Source organism: Colwellia sp. 75C3 (genome assembly GCF_002836255.1).
Taxonomy (GTDB): domain Bacteria; phylum Pseudomonadota; class Gammaproteobacteria; order Enterobacterales; family Alteromonadaceae; genus Colwellia.
In genome coordinates this window covers 489,208-505,922 of sequence record NZ_PJAU01000032.1, presented here as the reverse complement: position 1 = coordinate 505,922, position 16,715 = coordinate 489,208, and the positions used below count along the sequence as shown (strand labels likewise).

14 protein-coding genes are annotated in these 16,715 nt (G+C 37.9%); 10 read left to right on the top strand and 4 right to left on the bottom strand.

Features of this window, described 5'->3' with window-relative positions:
* The first annotated feature begins 166 nt into the window (after nt 1-166).
* From CXF85_RS04090 to purF, 9 genes are all read left to right on the top strand, one after another.
* On the top strand, nt 167-1,375 hold the full coding sequence (locus tag CXF85_RS04090; RefSeq protein ID WP_101227225.1) for a 4-phosphoerythronate dehydrogenase: 1,209 nt from the start codon (nt 167-169) through the stop codon (nt 1,373-1,375).
* Between the two features lie 13 nt (nt 1,376-1,388).
* The gene (locus CXF85_RS04085) at nt 1,389-2,408 is read left to right on the top strand and encodes an aspartate-semialdehyde dehydrogenase (protein ID WP_101227224.1); all 1,020 of its coding nucleotides are present in this window, start codon (nt 1,389-1,391) and stop codon (nt 2,406-2,408) included.
* A gap of 422 nt (nt 2,409-2,830) precedes the next feature.
* Entirely contained in the window at nt 2,831-6,553 is a 3,723-nt protein-coding gene (locus CXF85_RS04080; protein ID WP_101227223.1) for a FimV/HubP family polar landmark protein, read from the top strand.
* Between the two features lie 96 nt (nt 6,554-6,649).
* Nucleotides 6,650-7,429 (top strand): tRNA pseudouridine(38-40) synthase TruA, encoded by a 780-nt coding sequence (gene truA, locus CXF85_RS04075; RefSeq protein ID WP_101227222.1) that lies wholly within the window; start codon nt 6,650-6,652, stop codon nt 7,427-7,429.
* 210 nt (nt 7,430-7,639) lie between these two features.
* Complete coding sequence (gene accD / locus CXF85_RS04070; RefSeq protein WP_101227221.1) at nt 7,640-8,497, top strand: acetyl-CoA carboxylase, carboxyltransferase subunit beta; 858 nt, start codon at nt 7,640-7,642, stop codon at nt 8,495-8,497.
* 38 nt (nt 8,498-8,535) lie between these two features.
* On the top strand, nt 8,536-9,849 hold the full coding sequence (gene folC, locus CXF85_RS04065) for a bifunctional tetrahydrofolate synthase/dihydrofolate synthase (protein WP_101227220.1): 1,314 nt from the start codon (nt 8,536-8,538) through the stop codon (nt 9,847-9,849).
* Nucleotides 9,850-9,918: 69 nt separating this feature from the next.
* Complete coding sequence (locus CXF85_RS04060) at nt 9,919-10,557, top strand: SPOR domain-containing protein (RefSeq protein ID WP_101227219.1); 639 nt, start codon at nt 9,919-9,921, stop codon at nt 10,555-10,557.
* Between the two features lie 102 nt (nt 10,558-10,659).
* Nucleotides 10,660-11,142, top strand: a complete 483-nt coding sequence (locus CXF85_RS04055) for a CvpA family protein (RefSeq protein WP_101227218.1) — start codon at nt 10,660-10,662, stop codon at nt 11,140-11,142.
* Between the two features lie 169 nt (nt 11,143-11,311).
* Nucleotides 11,312-12,829: an amidophosphoribosyltransferase gene (gene purF / locus CXF85_RS04050; RefSeq protein ID WP_101227217.1), complete on the top strand. Its 1,518-nt coding sequence runs from the start codon at nt 11,312-11,314 to the stop codon at nt 12,827-12,829.
* 185 nt (nt 12,830-13,014) lie between these two features.
* On the opposite strand, the gene CXF85_RS04045 is transcribed toward purF, so the two are convergent.
* Both CXF85_RS04045 and CXF85_RS23050 read right to left on the bottom strand, forming a co-directional pair.
* The gene (locus CXF85_RS04045) at nt 13,015-13,614 is read right to left on the bottom strand and encodes a Yip1 family protein (RefSeq protein WP_101227216.1); all 600 of its coding nucleotides are present in this window, start codon (nt 13,612-13,614) and stop codon (nt 13,015-13,017) included.
* Between the two features lie 477 nt (nt 13,615-14,091).
* On the bottom strand, nt 14,092-14,403 hold the full coding sequence (locus CXF85_RS23050; RefSeq protein WP_101227215.1) for a hypothetical protein: 312 nt from the start codon (nt 14,401-14,403) through the stop codon (nt 14,092-14,094).
* A gap of 122 nt (nt 14,404-14,525) precedes the next feature.
* Here CXF85_RS23050 and miaE point away from each other — a divergent pair, with 122 nt between their 5' ends.
* Entirely contained in the window at nt 14,526-15,302 is a 777-nt protein-coding gene (gene miaE / locus CXF85_RS04035; protein ID WP_101227214.1) for a tRNA isopentenyl-2-thiomethyl-A-37 hydroxylase MiaE, read from the top strand.
* Nucleotides 15,303-15,388: 86 nt separating this feature from the next.
* On the opposite strand, the gene CXF85_RS04030 is transcribed toward miaE, so the two are convergent.
* A complete protein-coding gene (locus CXF85_RS04030; protein WP_101227213.1) occupies nt 15,389-16,135 on the bottom strand; it encodes a UDP-2,3-diacylglucosamine diphosphatase in 747 nt (248 codons plus the stop codon).
* Nucleotides 16,136-16,150: 15 nt separating this feature from the next.
* Entirely contained in the window at nt 16,151-16,642 is a 492-nt protein-coding gene (locus CXF85_RS04025; RefSeq protein WP_101227212.1) for a peptidylprolyl isomerase, read from the bottom strand.
* Between the last annotated feature and the right edge of the window lie 73 nt (nt 16,643-16,715).

Genomic DNA, 16,715 nt, shown 5'->3' with positions numbered 1-16,715 from the left:
CGTAATTTCTAAGTAATAAAAAACCACGTTAATTAAAGTTAACGTGGTTTTTTTATTTATACAATGTAACTAGCTTTACAACTCTAGCAGGCTTGAACTGGTACTCAAGCGTAAAATGAGCGTATAATCTGCAGCCTTAATGTCTTTAGTCAAACTTTAAAAACTAATGAAAATATATTTTGATGAGAATATGCCATTTGCTAAAGAGTTTTTTAGTGAAATCTGTCACGTTCATATTGGTAATGATGGCAGTATTGATGGTGAGCAGGGCGAATTAATCCCTTTTTCGGGACGTACGTTGACCGCAGAACAAGTTGCCGATGCTGATGTACTTTTGGTACGTTCAATCACTCAGGTTAATGAGCAATTACTTCACCTTAACGATAAAATTTCTTTTGTTGGCAGTGCCACTATTGGTACCGATCATATTGATTTAAGTTACCTCGCCAAACGAAATATTAGTTTCCATTCTGCGCCAGGTTGCAACGCGATTTCAGTTGCTGAATATGTATTAAGTGCATTAGTCGTTTTAGCTGAGCGCTATTTACTCAATTTATCATCACTAACTGTTGGTATTGTTGGTGGCGGTAATACCGGTACTCGGTTAAGCGAAAAGCTCACTGCATTAGGTATTACGCATAAAATATGTGATCCGCTGCTAGAAAGACAACAAACCCAGAAGCACGTAGAAGATAAAACGTGCAAACTAACCGATACAAGAAATTATGTATCATTGACTGAGGTATTAGCTTGTGACGTTATTTCCTTGCATGTACCTAAAATTGTTGGTGGAGATCATCCAACCGACAAATTGATAAATGCAGATAATCTTGCCTTGTTACGTGAAGATCAAATATTGATCAGTGCATGTCGTGGTGATGTTATTGATAACCACGCCTTGCTAGCGCTTAAAGAGTCCGGTCATGCTCTAAAAGTTGTACTCGATGTTTGGCAAGGCGAACCTGAAGTACTTGAAGCCTTAATTCCCTATACCGAAATAGCCACAGCACACATTGCGGGTTATAGCTTAGAAGGAAAAGCTCGTGGTAGTGAAATGCTCTATCAGGCATTATGTCAACAGTTAGAAATTACGCCTAAATATCAGCTAAAAAACTTTTTACCGCCGGCGAGTATCCCTAGAGTTGAAATTAATCAAGATTTTAGCCAAATACTACTAAGCCAGTTAGTTAAAATGGTTTACGATGTCAGGCGAGACGATGCAATATTTCGTCAACAATTATCTGTACAAGGTTTTGACAGTTTACGGAAGAATTATCCCGTTCGCAGAGAGTTCTCCGCTGTTACAGTTACCTCGTCAGCAAAGACCCTAAGTGATGTGCCACATCATTTAGGTTTTAATAAAACGTTCAACTAGAAGAGAGAGGATCATGGCACAGAAATTTGATGTATGCATACTTGGCGCAACTGGATTAGTTGGCAAAACAATTATGGAAATCTTAGAAGAAAGAGATTTCCCAATTAATAAACTCTACCCATTAGCAAGCGCTCGCTCTGCTGGTGAAATTATTGAGTTTAAAGGCGAAAGTATTGAAGTACTTGATGCTGAACATTTTGATTGGAGCCTAGCACAAATTGGCTTCTTTTCTGCAGGTGGTGCAACTTCTGCTAAGTTCGCCCCGCTAGCCGGTGATGCAGGTTGTATCGTTATCGATAATACCTCTGAATTTCGTTATGACGATGATATCCCTCTTATCGTTCCAGAAGTTAATCCTGAAGCGCTAGGTGAGTATCGTAATCGTAATATTATTGCCAACCCTAACTGCTCAACCATTCAAATGTTAGTGGCGTTAAAGCCTATTTATGATGCCGTAGGTATTAGTCGTGTGAATGTTTGTACTTACCAATCAGTCTCTGGCGGTGGTAAAGAAGCGATGGATGAATTAGCAAAGCAAACTGCTAATTTATTAAGTGGTAAGCCAGTTGAGAGTAAAAACTTTTCACGCCAAATAGCTTTTAATGTTATTCCTCAGATTGATGTCTTCTTAGAAAATGGTTACACCAAAGAAGAAATGAAAATGGTCTGGGAAACTAAGAAGATTTTGGGTGATGATAACGTGCTTGTTAACCCTACAGCAGTACGTGTTCCTGTATTCTTTGGTCATGGCGAGTCTTTGCACATTGAAACAAATTCACATATTTCAGCTGAAGCCGTTAAAGACTTATTAGAGCAAGCACCAGGTATTGTTGTTTGCCGTAATGATGAAGACTTCCCTACACAAATAGGTGATGCTAGCGGTAAAGATGATACCTATGTTGGCCGTATTCGTGAAGATATCAGTCACCATAGCGGTATTAATATGTGGATTGTTGCGGATAATGTCCGTAAAGGCGCGGCAACGAATAGCGTTCAAATTGCCGAGTTATTGGTAAAAGATCACTTAAGCTAACTTTATTGCATTAACTGTATTAATTGCAATAAAAAGTAAGTAAGCAAAAACTCGTCATTAACGGTAGTAATACTGTTAATGACGAGTTTTTTAGTTTCAAAACCTTTATTTTTAATATGACTACAAGCTATAACGGGCTCACTTCTACAAGGATATTTGTAATACAGATAATGTGAGGAGGATAATCCCTGCATAAGTCTAGGCCTCAGGGTAGAGTATTGATTTACTCTAGAGTTACAAAAATAGAAGACTTATTGAAAGAATTTGCTATTATCTTGTTAGTTAATGGTTTTTTGGAATAAACATTGCATTTCATCTTTCAGACCCGCTTATCTCTTAGTTAGATACAGCAATGTGGTATTTTTTTGGCGCCATAAATACGATGACGCCAACACTTAAATTAGTTTAATTAGGACATCTCTATGCAACATTTATTGCGCCTGTGCCTATGGCAGGCGATTGTTATTGGCATACTCACTGCTCATTTCCCTGCTAGTGCTGAAGAAGAACGTGGCATTCGTATGCGTGGACCTAAAAGTACTGATGTTTTTCCTTATGATCGATATGGCCCAATTCTCTCTAAAGATACTTTATGGAATATTGCCACTCGAATTCGTCCTAATGCTCGCTTGAGTGTTTATCAAGTGATGCAGGCTTTATATCAAGAAAATCCTCAAGCCTTTGTTGATAGCAACATTAACCATTTAGTTGAAGGACAATATTTAAAAATTCCATCGTTTAACAAAATGATGGCAATAAATACTAATAGTGCGAAGAAAAAGTCTGACGATGACAGTAAATCTTGGCAACAATCACAGCCTAAAGTGGCTAAAAAATCGGTCGTGACAGAGCCTACCGTTAAGAAAAAAGATTTAGAGACAGTAAAAACTGAAATTAATGACCAACTGCAAAAGATCGATGGTCAGCAGCAAAAACGCTTAGAGAATATTCAGAATGATATCTCAGATTCAATTGATGGTTTACAAGCCATTTTAAAAGAAAATGATGATTTGCGTCAGCGACTTACTTCTTTTAATGACAAGCTTGGCATCATGCAAGACGAAGTGGCAAAAGGTAAAGAAATAAAGTTGCAGATGGACGATATGATAAAACTGCAACAGGCCCTTTTAGCAAAAGCTGAGGCCAGAGAAAAAGAACTTTTATTAGCTAAGCAGCTAGCTGAACTTGCAGAGCAAGATATTAGCTCAAGTTTGTGGTTCAAAATCGTCATGGGTACTCTGCCGGCTATCTTAATCTTGGGATTATTGGCCTTTTTGTTTAATCGTCGGAAACAAGCCTCCGATGAAGTTTTTTTCAACGAATTAGAGAGTAAAAAGAAAGCGCCTAAAGCTGAAAAAGAAAACGTTGCTGAAGAATTATCACTTGATGATGAGTTGTCATTAGACGATGAACTTGATTTATCTCTTGATGATGAGCTGAACTTAGACGATGAACTTGATTTGTCACTTGATGAGTTGAACTTAGACGATGAACTCGATTTGTCACTTGATGATGAACTAGGTTTAGACGATGATCTTTCTATCGACTTGATTGATGACGATGATAGTTTAGACGATCTTGAAGACATCTTATTAGACGATGATAGTGACAATGACGTTCTTGATGGTGGTGAGTTAGATCAAGGTGATTTAGATTCATTATTATCAGGCTTAGATGATGAGTTAGATAGTATTGATGAAGCCGAAAGTGAGGAGCTTGAAGGTGGAGAGTTAAACCAAGATGATTTAAATGATCTACTTGGCGGTTTGGGCGATCTTGATGATGAAGACTTAACAGTTGAAGAACCCGCAGAAGAAAAAGCTGAAGCAGCAGATGTAACAGACCCTGATGATATTGATGCGTTACTTGCTTCAGCAGCAGGTTCAGCTCCCGCAAAGGAAGAAAAAGCTGAAGCAGCAGATGTAACAGACCCTGATGATATTGATGCGTTACTTGCTTCAGCAGCAAGTTCAGCTCCCGCAGAGGAAGAAAAAGCAGAAGCAGTAGATGTAACAGATCCTGATGATATTGATGCGTTACTTGCTTCAGCAGCAAGTTCAGCTCCCGCAGAGGAAGAAAAATCTGAAGCAGCAGATGTAACAGACCCTGATGATATTGATGCGTTACTTGCTTCAGCAGTGAGTTCAGATCCCGCAGAGGAAGAAAAAGCAGAAGCAGCAGATGTAACAGACCCTGATGATATTGATGCGTTACTTGATTCGGTAAGTGACTCAGTGTCTGCACCTGTTGCTGAAAAACCAGCCGAAGAAGAAATCGAAGATGTTGATGTCACAGATCCAGATGACATTGATGCATTACTTGAATCAATGTCGGCTAATGCGCCGGTAGTTGAAGAGCCTGTAAAAGAAGAAGTCGAAGATGTTGATGTCACAGACCCAGATGACATTGATGCATTACTTGAATCAATGTCGGCTAATTCGCCAGCAGTTGAAGAGCCTGTAAAAGAAGAAGTCGAAGATGTTGATGTCACAGACCCAGATGACATTGATGCATTACTTGAATCAATGTCGGCTAATGCGCCAGCAGTTGAAGAGCCTGTAAAAGAAGAAGTCGAAGATGTTGATGTCACAGATCCAGATGACATTGATGCATTACTTGAATCAATGTCGGGCAATGCGCCAATAGTTGAAGAGCCTGTAAAAGAAGAAATCGAAGATGTTGATGTAACAGACCCTGATGATATTGATGCATTACTTGAATCAATGTCGGCTAATGCGCCTGTAGATGAAGAGCCTGTAAAAGAAGAGGTCGAAGATGTTGATGTAACAGACCCCGATGATATTGAAGCATTACTTGAATCAATGTCGGCTAATGCGCCGGTAGATGAAGAGCCTGTAAAAGCAGAGGTCGAAGATGTTGATGTCACAGACCCCGATGATATTGATGCATTACTTGAATCAATGTCGGCTAATGCGCCGGTAGATGAAGAGCCTGTAAAAGCAGAGGTCGAAGATGTTGATGTAACAGATCCTGATGATATTGATGCCTTACTTGAGTCGATGTCGGGTAATGTACCTGCTCTTCAAAAAACGGTTAAAGAAGATTTATCAGATACAATGAATCAACCAAATTCTGATGAGGCAGCGGGACAAGATAGTCAGTTAAGTGCTGAAGAGCAGAAGATTGAAGAAGAAATAGCAGAAAATGAAGCGAAAATTGCTGAATTTACTGCTGAATATGTAACCCCATTTCTGACGGCTGATTTTAGCGATATTATGGCTAAGGAAAGTGACGTTGAGTTAGTGGCTGAAACATTAGACAATAATGAAGCTGACGATATAGCTGACGATTTAGATATAGACGCACTTATTGCTGATACCAATAACACAAATGAAGTTGATGAATTAGGTGACGATTTAGACATTGATGCACTTATTGCTGAGACCAATAGCATAGATGAAGCTGATGAGTTAATAGACTCTTCTATTGATGAGACACTTAATAATCCAGTTAGTGATGTTTTTAGTGAATCTGAGCTAACTCAGTTATTAGCCGAAGAATCACTTGAGGGGGATGTGGAACAGCCAGCAGATGCATCACCTGAGGCTATAGTCTTATCACCTGATTTTAACGATGAAGATATTTTAGCTGAATTATTAGCTGAAACAGCAGATTCAGATGATGAACAACTTGAAAATATCAATGAGTTAGACGTTATTGGAGAGTTAGATGATGTTGATTTTGATGAGCTCTTAGCTAATATTGAAGAGGAGTCAGCGTCTACACCTGCAGAGGATGATGAAGTTGAGCTAACGCTTGATGACATTGGAGACGATTTAATTGATGAAAGTCCGGTTGCAGAGAGTCTTCAAAGCACTGAGAAAAAAGAGCCCACAGAAGATTATGTTTCTGTTGACGATCTGCTTTCGGAAAGTTTAGGTGAGGTGGATAATTCAGAGCCTTACGAAAAAACTAATATTGACGTTGGCCTAGGGCAGTTTGCTCAAAATGAGAGTGGTGTTGATGTTGATGCAGATGGCTCAATGTCGAGTCAATTAGATTTGGCAAAAATGTATATAGAGATGAATGATAACGAAAATGCTCAAGTGATCTTACAGGAGGTGATTACAAAAGGCGATGTTATCCAGAAAGTTGAAGCACAAGAATTATTAGATTCATTGTAAGGTTTTTAATATAAACGAACAGCAATAGCCTAACTGCATAAAATAAAGGATAATACGCAGCGAAAATAATCTCCTCACTAGAAAAGGCGGGTTTGCATGCGTTATGCGTTAGGCATTGAGTACGATGGTAAGAATTATTGTGGTTGGCAACGCCAAAACAATGTTATTACGGTACAAGAAAAGTTAGAAAAGGCATTATCAATAATTGCCGATGAACCAATAGCAGTTGTTTGTGCAGGGCGCACCGATACGGGTGTTAATGCGACCAACCAAGTTATTCATTTTGACACTTCAAAAACACGCAAAGATACGGCCTGGACATTAGGCGTAAATACGCATTTACCTGCTGACATTGCTGTCGCCTGGGTAAAAGAAGTAGATGACGAGTTTCATGCTCGCTTTAGTGCAACTGCCCGTAACTACCGTTATATCATTTACAACAAACCACTTCGATCTGCAATATTAAGTCATGGTATAAGTCATTGTCACTATGCCTTAGATGAAAGTCTTATGCAGCTAGGCGCCGATTTTCTTCTCGGAGAGCATGATTTTACCTCCTTTAGAACAGTGCACTGCCAGTCTCACTCTGCTATTCGTACGGTGAAACATTGTCGAGTGACACGACAGGGTGATTATCTTGTGGTCGATATTAAAGCTAATGCTTTTTTACACCATATGGTACGAAATGTTGTTGGTAGCCTAATGCGGGTTGGTCAATCACAAGAGACGCCTCAGTGGATGCAAGAGGTGTTATTAGCTAAAAATCGCTGTGTTGCAGGGGTTACTGCTCCGCCAGAAGGGCTCTACTTTGTTGATGTAGATTATCCGGAGAAATTCGACTTACCAAAAAGCCGATTAGGCCCATTATTTCTATAAGTATGAGTTTTATAGACAAAGTTTCTATAAATAGAAACTTTAATTTAATTACTACTATTTACTGAGCAGACCAGTTTTTTATATATTGTATGGGTTATAGTATGGTTTAATAAGCGGTTTACAATTAGTACTAGTTTGAAATAGAGTTTGGTGGGATCTTTCCATCAATAAACCGACAGATATTTCGTTGCAACAGGCCAAAATAAAATTATGAGCTGGATAGAAAAAATTCTCCCGAAAGCAAAAGCTACACAAAAAAGTAACATTCCTGAAGGTGTATGGAGTAAATGTTCTTCATGTAACGCAGTGCTTTATAAAGCCGAATTAGAGCGTCAAATCTCAGTATGCCCTAAATGTGATCATCATATGCGTATCAGTGCACGTAAACGTATTGATAGCTTTCTTGACCAAGACAATCGCATGGAATTAGGTGAAGAGTTTGAAGCACAAGATATCTTAAAGTTTAAAGATTCGAAAAAATATAAAGACCGTCTTAGTGCAGCTCAAAAAAATACCGGAGAAAAAGACGCTCTTGTAGTAATGAAGGGTGAATTACACGGTATGCCAGTAGTTGTTGCTGCATTTGAGTTTGGCTTTCTAGGTGGATCAATGGCTTCTGTCGTTGGAGCTCGTTTTGTCAAGGGCGCAGAATATTGTTTAGAGCATAAAATACCATTGATATGTTTCTCTGCTAGTGGCGGTGCTCGCATGCAAGAAGCACTATTCTCTTTAATGCAAATGGCAAAGACCAGTGCAGCGTTAGCTAAATTAAGTGAAAACGGTTTACCTTACGTATCAGTATTAACCGATCCGACGATGGGCGGTGTATCAGCTAGTTTGGCTATGTTAGGTGACATCAATGTTGCTGAGCCTAAAGCACTAATTGGTTTTGCTGGTCCACGTGTTATTGAGCAAACTGTTAGAGAAAAATTGCCTGAAGGCTTTCAACGTAGTGAATTTTTATTAGAAAAAGGCGCTATTGATATGATTATTGATCGCCGTGAAATGAAAGTTACTCTAGCGCGTATGTTGGGTAAGTTTATGGGTCAACCTAGCGTTGTTTCGTAACTAATACCTTTTACTCAAATCACTTGTTGATCGAATAAATGTCAAAATACAATTCAAGCCACTATCAAGATTTTACTCATCTCGATCAGTGGCTTTATTATTTAGAAAACCTACATAGCAGTGAGATAGATCTTGGATTATCTCGAATTGGCTCCGTCGCAGAGCGTTTAGCGATTGATTTAAGTTTTGCTAAGGTTATTACTGTAGCTGGCACTAATGGTAAAGGCACCACCTGTGCTTTCATCGAAAACGCCTTACTTAGCCACGATAATATTGGATCACAGCAAGGTGTAGCTGTTTATTCCTCTCCCCATATTGAGCGCTTTAATGAGCGACTTCGGATAAATAAGCAAGATGTAGAAGATAAAGCACTCATTGACGCTTTTAAACGAATTGAAGATGCTCGAAAAGAAATTTCTCTAAGTTATTATGAATATACAACGTTAGCTGCACTACTTGTGTTAATGCATATTAAGCCAAGTTATATCATTCTTGAAGTGGGTCTTGGTGGACGTTTAGATGCGACAAATATAATTGATGCAGATATTGCTGTTATCACTACCATTGATCTCGACCATCAAAGTTATCTAGGTAATGACCGAGAAACTATTGGTTTTGAAAAAGCGGGTATCATGCGACAAGGGCAAAATATTGTCATTGGTGATACTAATGCACCTAAGTCAGTATTAGCTCATGCTAATAAGTTGCAGGCAAGTCATGGAGAAAGCTTATTTTTACGAGATGAAGATTTTGTTGTCAATAATGAGTTATTAAAGTGGGACTGGCGCACGAAACAGACACAGTTAACAGGATTAAAGCCAACGTCTATCCCACGAGACAATGTCGCGACAGCGTTGATGGTATTAGAAAAGCTTAATCTGACGCTTACTACTGAGTTTGTTAATGATATTATTTGTAAAACCAAGGTTGCCGGACGAACAGAGTTAATAAAAAAAACAGGTCATTGTGATGTTATTCTTGATGTAGGGCATAATCCCCAAGCCACTCGTTACCTCGCTACTTATCTTAAGCAAATAAAAAAGCAAGCTAACTATCAAAAAATTTATGCAGTGGTTTCTATGTTAGGTGATAAAGACATTGGTGCGAGTTTACAGCCACTAAAAGGTGATGTTGACTTTTGGTATACCGGAGCGCTAAGTGTGCCAAGGGCTGCCACAATAGAAACAATGGCCAGTAAGTTAGCTGTGTTCACTGATTCGGCAAATATTTTTGACAATGTCGATGAGGCATTTAAAATGGCAGATAAGCAAGCGAGTGATAATGATTTAATTCTTGTTTTTGGTTCGTTTTTTACTGTTGCTAAAATCAGATCTCAGCTAATTATTTGTTAGTTGTGTTGTTTTCATTTACCGAATAAATTAGTCCGATTGGTATTAGTTATATTTAATTAGGAGTGTCTCTTGTCTACACCGTTTCAAAATCGCCTTGTAGGTACTATTATTGTTGCAGCCGTGGTTATCATCTTCTTACCAGACTTACTTGATGGTGAAAAAAAATTACACCAAGATGATTTTGAAGCCATTCCAAAAGCGGAGGTTTTTTCAGGTAAATTGACTAATAAACCATTTCCTGAAGATAAATTGGAACAAAAAACGGCTACGGTAATCTCAAATGAAAAAGCTATTGATGAGAAAGTTAGTGGATACTCTGCGCCAGAATCAAGCAAAAAAACGGCTAAAGTAAAAGAGACGTTAGTAAAAACTACAGTAACACCCACAGCATTACCTACAGTAAAACCACCTGTAAAAATAGCTAGTAAAGCTAATAAGCCTTTGCCAGAACAAGCTATTGCTAAAGAAGCCTGGGTTATCCATTTAGGCAGCTTCAAAAATAAAGACAATGTTGCGCAGTTATTAAAAAAATTAAAAGCGAAAGGTTATATAGCCTTTACTAAACCTATAAAAACCAAGCAAGGTACATTAACTAAAGTCATGATAGGACCTGAGTTGATAAAATCATCACTGGATAAAAAGTTACCGGCATTGAATAAGCTCACCGGTATTCAAGGTAAAGTTGCGTATTTTAAGCCAAATAAATAACAGACTTTTATAAAATGTTAGGCATTATTTAGCTAATTCTGGTAGAATGCGCGCCTCTAATTTAGAGAAACACAACGAGACATTCACCGAGACACTCAAGTTATGGTTTGGATAGATTACACCATTTTGGCCATTATAGGCTTATCAACACTGGTTAGTTTGATACGAGGCTTTGTAAAGGAAGCGGTATCTTTAGTGATTTGGATCAGTGCTTTTTTCATTGCCAGCACATTTTATGCAAACCTCGCCAATCTATTAACGAATATTTCTGATCAATTCTTGCGTAATGCCGCAGCCGTTGCCATTCTTTTCATATCAACTCTTGTGCTTGGCGCTTTAGTTAATTATCTCATTGGGCAATTGGTCAGTAAAACAGGTCTTTCCGGTACAGACCGTATGTTAGGGCTCGTTTTTGGTGCACTGCGTGGCGTACTTATTATTAGTGCCGTAATATTTTTTATCGATGCTTTTACTGGCGCTGAAAATACACTGTGGTGGAAAAGCTCTGAATTAATTCCTGAGTTCAAATTAGTCGTAGAATGGTTTTTTGAATACCTAAAAGGGTCATCAAGTTATATAACGTAGTTGTTGTTAGTAATGACTAAGTTCATGCGGAGTCATTCCGTATACAGTAATTTTATAAGATATTATTTCAATATCCTCTAATTCAATATTTATAAGTTGGTTAACGCCATCCTAAGTAAACTCTTAGGATAATAAGTATTGTCAGTATTTTTTTTGTGGAGAGAATTTTATGTGTGGCATTGTTGGTATTGTCGGTAAAACCCCTGTTAGTCAGCATATATATGACGGACTAACTGTACTTCAGCATCGTGGTCAAGATGCTGCAGGTATTGTAACAATTCATAATAATACCTTTAGGTTGAGAAAAGGCAACGGCTTGGTGAAAGATGTTTTTCATACTCGCCATATGCTTCGTTTGCAAGGTAACATCGGTATTGGTCATATTCGCTATCCTACCGCAGGTACTTCTAGCTCGTCAGAAGCACAACCATTTTATGCAAACTCACCATTTGGATTATCATTAGCGCACAATGGTAACTTAACCAATGCTGAAGAATTAAGAACATGGTTATTTAACGAAGCACGTCGTCATGTTAATACCACTTCAGATTCTGAAGTTTTACTCAACATTTTGGCACATGAATTACAGCAAAGTAAAAATATCACGCTTACACCAGATGACATTTTTACAGCCGTAGCAAAAGTTCATAAACGTGTTCGTGGCGCATATGCGAGTGTAGCGCTAATTGTTGGCCACGGTATGATTGCTTTTCGTGACCCTAACGGCATTCGTCCTTTAGTTTTTGGTAAAAGAGAAACTGAGCTAGGCGTTGAGTATATGGTTGCTTCAGAATCAGTTGCGCTAGATGCCTGCTCTTTTGATTTTGTCCGTGACGTTGCTCCAGGTGAAACAATTTTCTTCTCAGAAAATGGCCAGATCCACAGCCAGCAATGTGCTGATAACCCGGTTTACAGCCCATGTATTTTTGAGTTTGTTTATTTTGCACGTCCAGATTCAACGATGGACAAAATGTCTGTTTATGCATCACGTGTAGAAATGGGAACTAAGTTAGGCGAGAAGATCGCCATAGAATGGCAAGATGTCGATATTGATGTTGTTATTCCAATTCCTGAAACATCATGCGATATTGCTTTACAGATAGCACATCATCTTGACTTACCTTACCGTCAAGGTTTTGTTAAAAACCGTTATATTGGCCGTACTTTTATTATGCCAGGTCAAGAACAGCGTAAAAAATCTGTACGTCAGAAGCTGAACGCTATTACCACTGAATTTAAAGGTAAAAATGTTTTACTTGTAGATGATTCTATCGTTCGCGGCACAACTTCTGAACAAATCATTAATATGGCGCGTACTGCAGGTGCTAATAAAGTTTATTTTGCTTCAGCGGCACCAGAAGTAAGATTTCCTAATGTTTATGGTATTGATATGCCAAGTGCTAATGAATTAATTGCACATGGTCGTGAATTAGATGATATTTGTAATTTAATTGGCGCAGACAAGTTAATCTACCAATCTATCGGCGATTTAATCGCTGCAGTTGGTAAAGGTAACCCAGAAATAAAAACGTTTGATACTTCTGTATTTGATGGTAACTATGTAACTAATGATATTAATCATGAGTATTTAGAACGGTTAGATGCGTTACGTAACAATACGAGCAAAGAAGAGTCAGATAAAGATGCTGATTCTATTATTGATATGCATAACGAAGGTGCCGAGTAGTATTTATAGTTAAATAATTGAGTAATGACTTAGGTGTTTTTACTCGTTGTTTCAAATATATATCGCACATAAAAAAAGCCTTATTTCTATTGTAGAAATAGGGCTTTTTAATTTTAAGTGACAGTTAAGTAAATAACAATCGATTTAGTTAGGCACCTATTTAAGCGCTTAACTATTTAGGAATACTAAGAAACAAACTCAGGGCCAAATCCCATCGTCCACATCATTGCAGTAAATGCCATTAAAGTAACTAATAAGACTAAACCGGCTGTTACTACCGAGCTTGAGTAGATAAAGCCTTTTTCCTCAGGGATATTCATCATAATAGGTACGCCTGAATATAACAGGTAGATTGAATAAGCTACTGCAGCAATACCTGCTAAGGCAACAAACCATAATACTGGAAACAAAGCAGTAATACCTACCATCAGTAATGGTGTTGCAGTATATGCAGCAAGTTCAAGGGCTTGTACGAAATCAGGTTTTGAGTCGAAAGTCTTCGCCATCCATTGGATAAGGTAAGCTAAAGCGAATACACCAATAACTAAGCCAAAGTACATGCTAACAGCCATTATTTGAGCACTCCCAACACTTATCTTTATCGGGTCACCTACGCCAATAGTCCAGCCAATATAAGCCGCGGCATAATAACAGCATATTGCTGGAATCAACGCTATGGTCAATATGTGCATCAAACTATAACTTAAGCTTTCATGTCGTTTTTCAATAACATGCCATTCTTCTTTAGGGTGGGCATATAGCCCCCAAATGTGGTTTAGTATCATAATTAATCCTCTCGCACGTAAGTATTCGACCAGTACTTTGTAGTTAAAATAAACAACTCGAAGTATTTAAGCTATTAGCACTATTATTATTACTCCCTTATTTATGAAAGATATAAGGTGATCAGTCAAGTGTTGATTGAAAATTAAACAATAAAGCTCTATAGAATGTGTTTTTAATAATTTTATGCGATAAGGAGGCTTGTTCAACTTAGTTAACGTTAACTGACTTTTATTCGTACCACTGACATCACTTCAATACTATACCCGTTCCACTTAAATATGCAGGTTTCAGCTGGAATTATAAACGCTTTTAGGCAAGGCATTGATTGAAGAGAATAGTTATTCTATTGTCGAAATCAATAACGTAGCATAAAGCGTTTATAAACCAGCCCTTTGGGGGAAGCCTGAGCAAACCATACTCATCGTTACATTTATTTTTAAGGGAATGACCCTTAACAAAAAAATGTGCCTTGATTATTATTCGCTCAAGTTTCCTGAAGCGCGCATCTTCAAGTGGAACGGGTATATGCCTGCGATAGTTTCCGTTTCAGCATAATAAGTTAAGTTAACTCTTTGACCTTGTAAGCTTTGGTACCGTTTTTTACGTTTGTATTTGAAAGGGACGTCGAGGTTATCTAACATGAGTGTATTGATTATCCAATCATCATTATCCCTCTGTACATGTGACGTCACTTTCATATGTTCACTATGTATCAACTTATCGTGTTTTTTAATAAGTTTCTGAGCGGCATTCTTACTTGTAAGCTTTTTTTTTATAATTGAGGGCATTTATTTGACCTATGTCAGGTAAAAAACCGATTTTGCTAGTATCTCAATAAATAGACTTTTAAAATAGCGTAATAATTAAAATTCACTTAAACGAATTCCCTAGCTATTGCTGAGATAAAAAGATGACCGAAGCAGAACGATTACTAATACCGATATTAAATTTTTTATCTTGCGAAACACCTGATTCCTGGATAGATGAAGCAAAGAAAAAAGAAAACTTACCGATTATCCTACGAGACCATCTTGCCTGTGAACTTAAAGCAGGGCAAACCGCTATGTATCTCATTCGAAAATATGCCGTTGATAAAGACAGTACTAACGTCTTGCTTGAATGGTTTGAACCTTATGAAGATTTTTTATATCGGAAGAAGGGCGATTTAGCGTCACTTGCCAATAAAAACAATCTTTCTAAAGCTATTTTACCGAAAAGTAGTAATGCTCAGGCAAAGTCGCCATTTAGCCAGAACTTGATTGATAAAATGGTGCTTTTAATAAAAGAAGAGTTACATCACTTTTATCAAGTACTAGAGATAATGGTCAAGCGAGATATTCCTTTTGATGGCATCACTGCAGGTCGTTATGCTAAAGGCATGCTAAAACATGTAAAGACCTTTGAACCTGATGCTTTGGTTGATAAATTAATTATCGGTGCTTTTATAGAAGCGCGTTCGTGTGAGCGTTTTGCTAAATTAGCTCCACACTTAGATGATGACTTGAATAAGTTTTATATCTCGTTATTACGCTCAGAAGCGCGTCATTATCAAGATTATTTGACCTTAGCCGGACAAGTAGCAGGAAAAGATATTAGTGAGCGGATAGCTTATTTTGCAAAAGTTGAAGCTGAGTTAATTACATCGCCAGATGAGGACTTTAAATTTCACTCTGGAAGTCCTATTTAATAGTGGAGCACTTTTTTATTGTAATATAACGGCTAACTTGTGTTGTCCGTTATATTTCAGTAAGAATGAAGAGTTAAGAATAAATACTAGGTTAACGGTTGGTTTAGTAACTCAATAGAATCAGGTGTGACTTTTAACCATGCACCTTGTTCATACCAATCACCTAAGACTATACGTTCGGCGTTTGCGCCATTTGCAGACACTTTATGTACAGCAGGTCTGTGTGTATGACCGTGAATTAATAACTGACTATTATATTTTTCAAGACAGTCAATTACTTCACTTTCAGTAACATCCATAATCTCTTGCGATTTCATTGCCGTAGCAGCGGTACTTTTTTTTCTGTAATCAGCAGCCATTTTTTTACGAATAAATAAAGGCAGGCTTTTCACTGCTGCTTGCCACCACCAAGAACGTGATTTTTTTCTAAACACCTGGTAGTCGATATCACGTGTGCATAACGTATCACCATGCATTATAACCACATGTTGACCATAAAGATCGATCGTATCTATTTCAGGTAAAAGCTGCATATTTGCTTGTTTAGCAAAACGCTGACCTAAGAGGAAGTCCCTATTACCATGAATGTAATAGATTTTTGTCCCTGACTTACTTAGCGCAGTCAGTGCATCCGCTATTGTTTTAAGGTAGGGGCTATCATCATCATCGCCAACCCAAGCTTCAAATAAGTCGCCAAGGATATAAAGCTTTTCAGCTTCAATAGCATCATTTTTTAAAAAACGTAAAAAACAGGCACTGATATCAGGCCTGTTTTCAGTTAGGTGTAAATCAGCAATAAAATAACTTATTGCTGTTCTAGTATTGTCAATCATCGCGTGTTGCTAGGATTATTCAACAATAGCCGATTCAATTAAGATATCGTCTTTTGGAACGTCACCGTGGCCATGTAGATTGCCCGTTTCAACTAATGCCATTTTATCAACGATGTCCATACCTTCAATAACGTTACCAAAAACGCAATATCCCCAGCCTTGTACAGATTCGCTAGTGAAATCTAAGAAGTTATTATCCGTTAGGTTAATAAAGAACTGCGCAGATGCTGAATGCGGCTCTTGAGTTCTCGCCATTGCTAGGCTACCAAGTTTATTACTTAAACCATTGTTTGCTTCATTTTTAATGCTAGCGCGTGTTTCTTTTTCTTCTAAACCTGGAGCAAAACCACCGCCTTGCGCCATAAAACCTTTAATTACACGATGAAAAACGGTGCCGTTATAATGACCTTCTTCAACATATTGTTGAAAGTTCGCGGCAGTAACCGGCGCGTTTTCGAAGTCTAATTCAATTTTAATATCGCCAAGATTTGTTTTAAATATGATCATAATTGTCTCTTCTTAAGTGTTAATAAATAATATGTAAATTAATTGCGATAATTGTACGCTAACTTGCTATAAA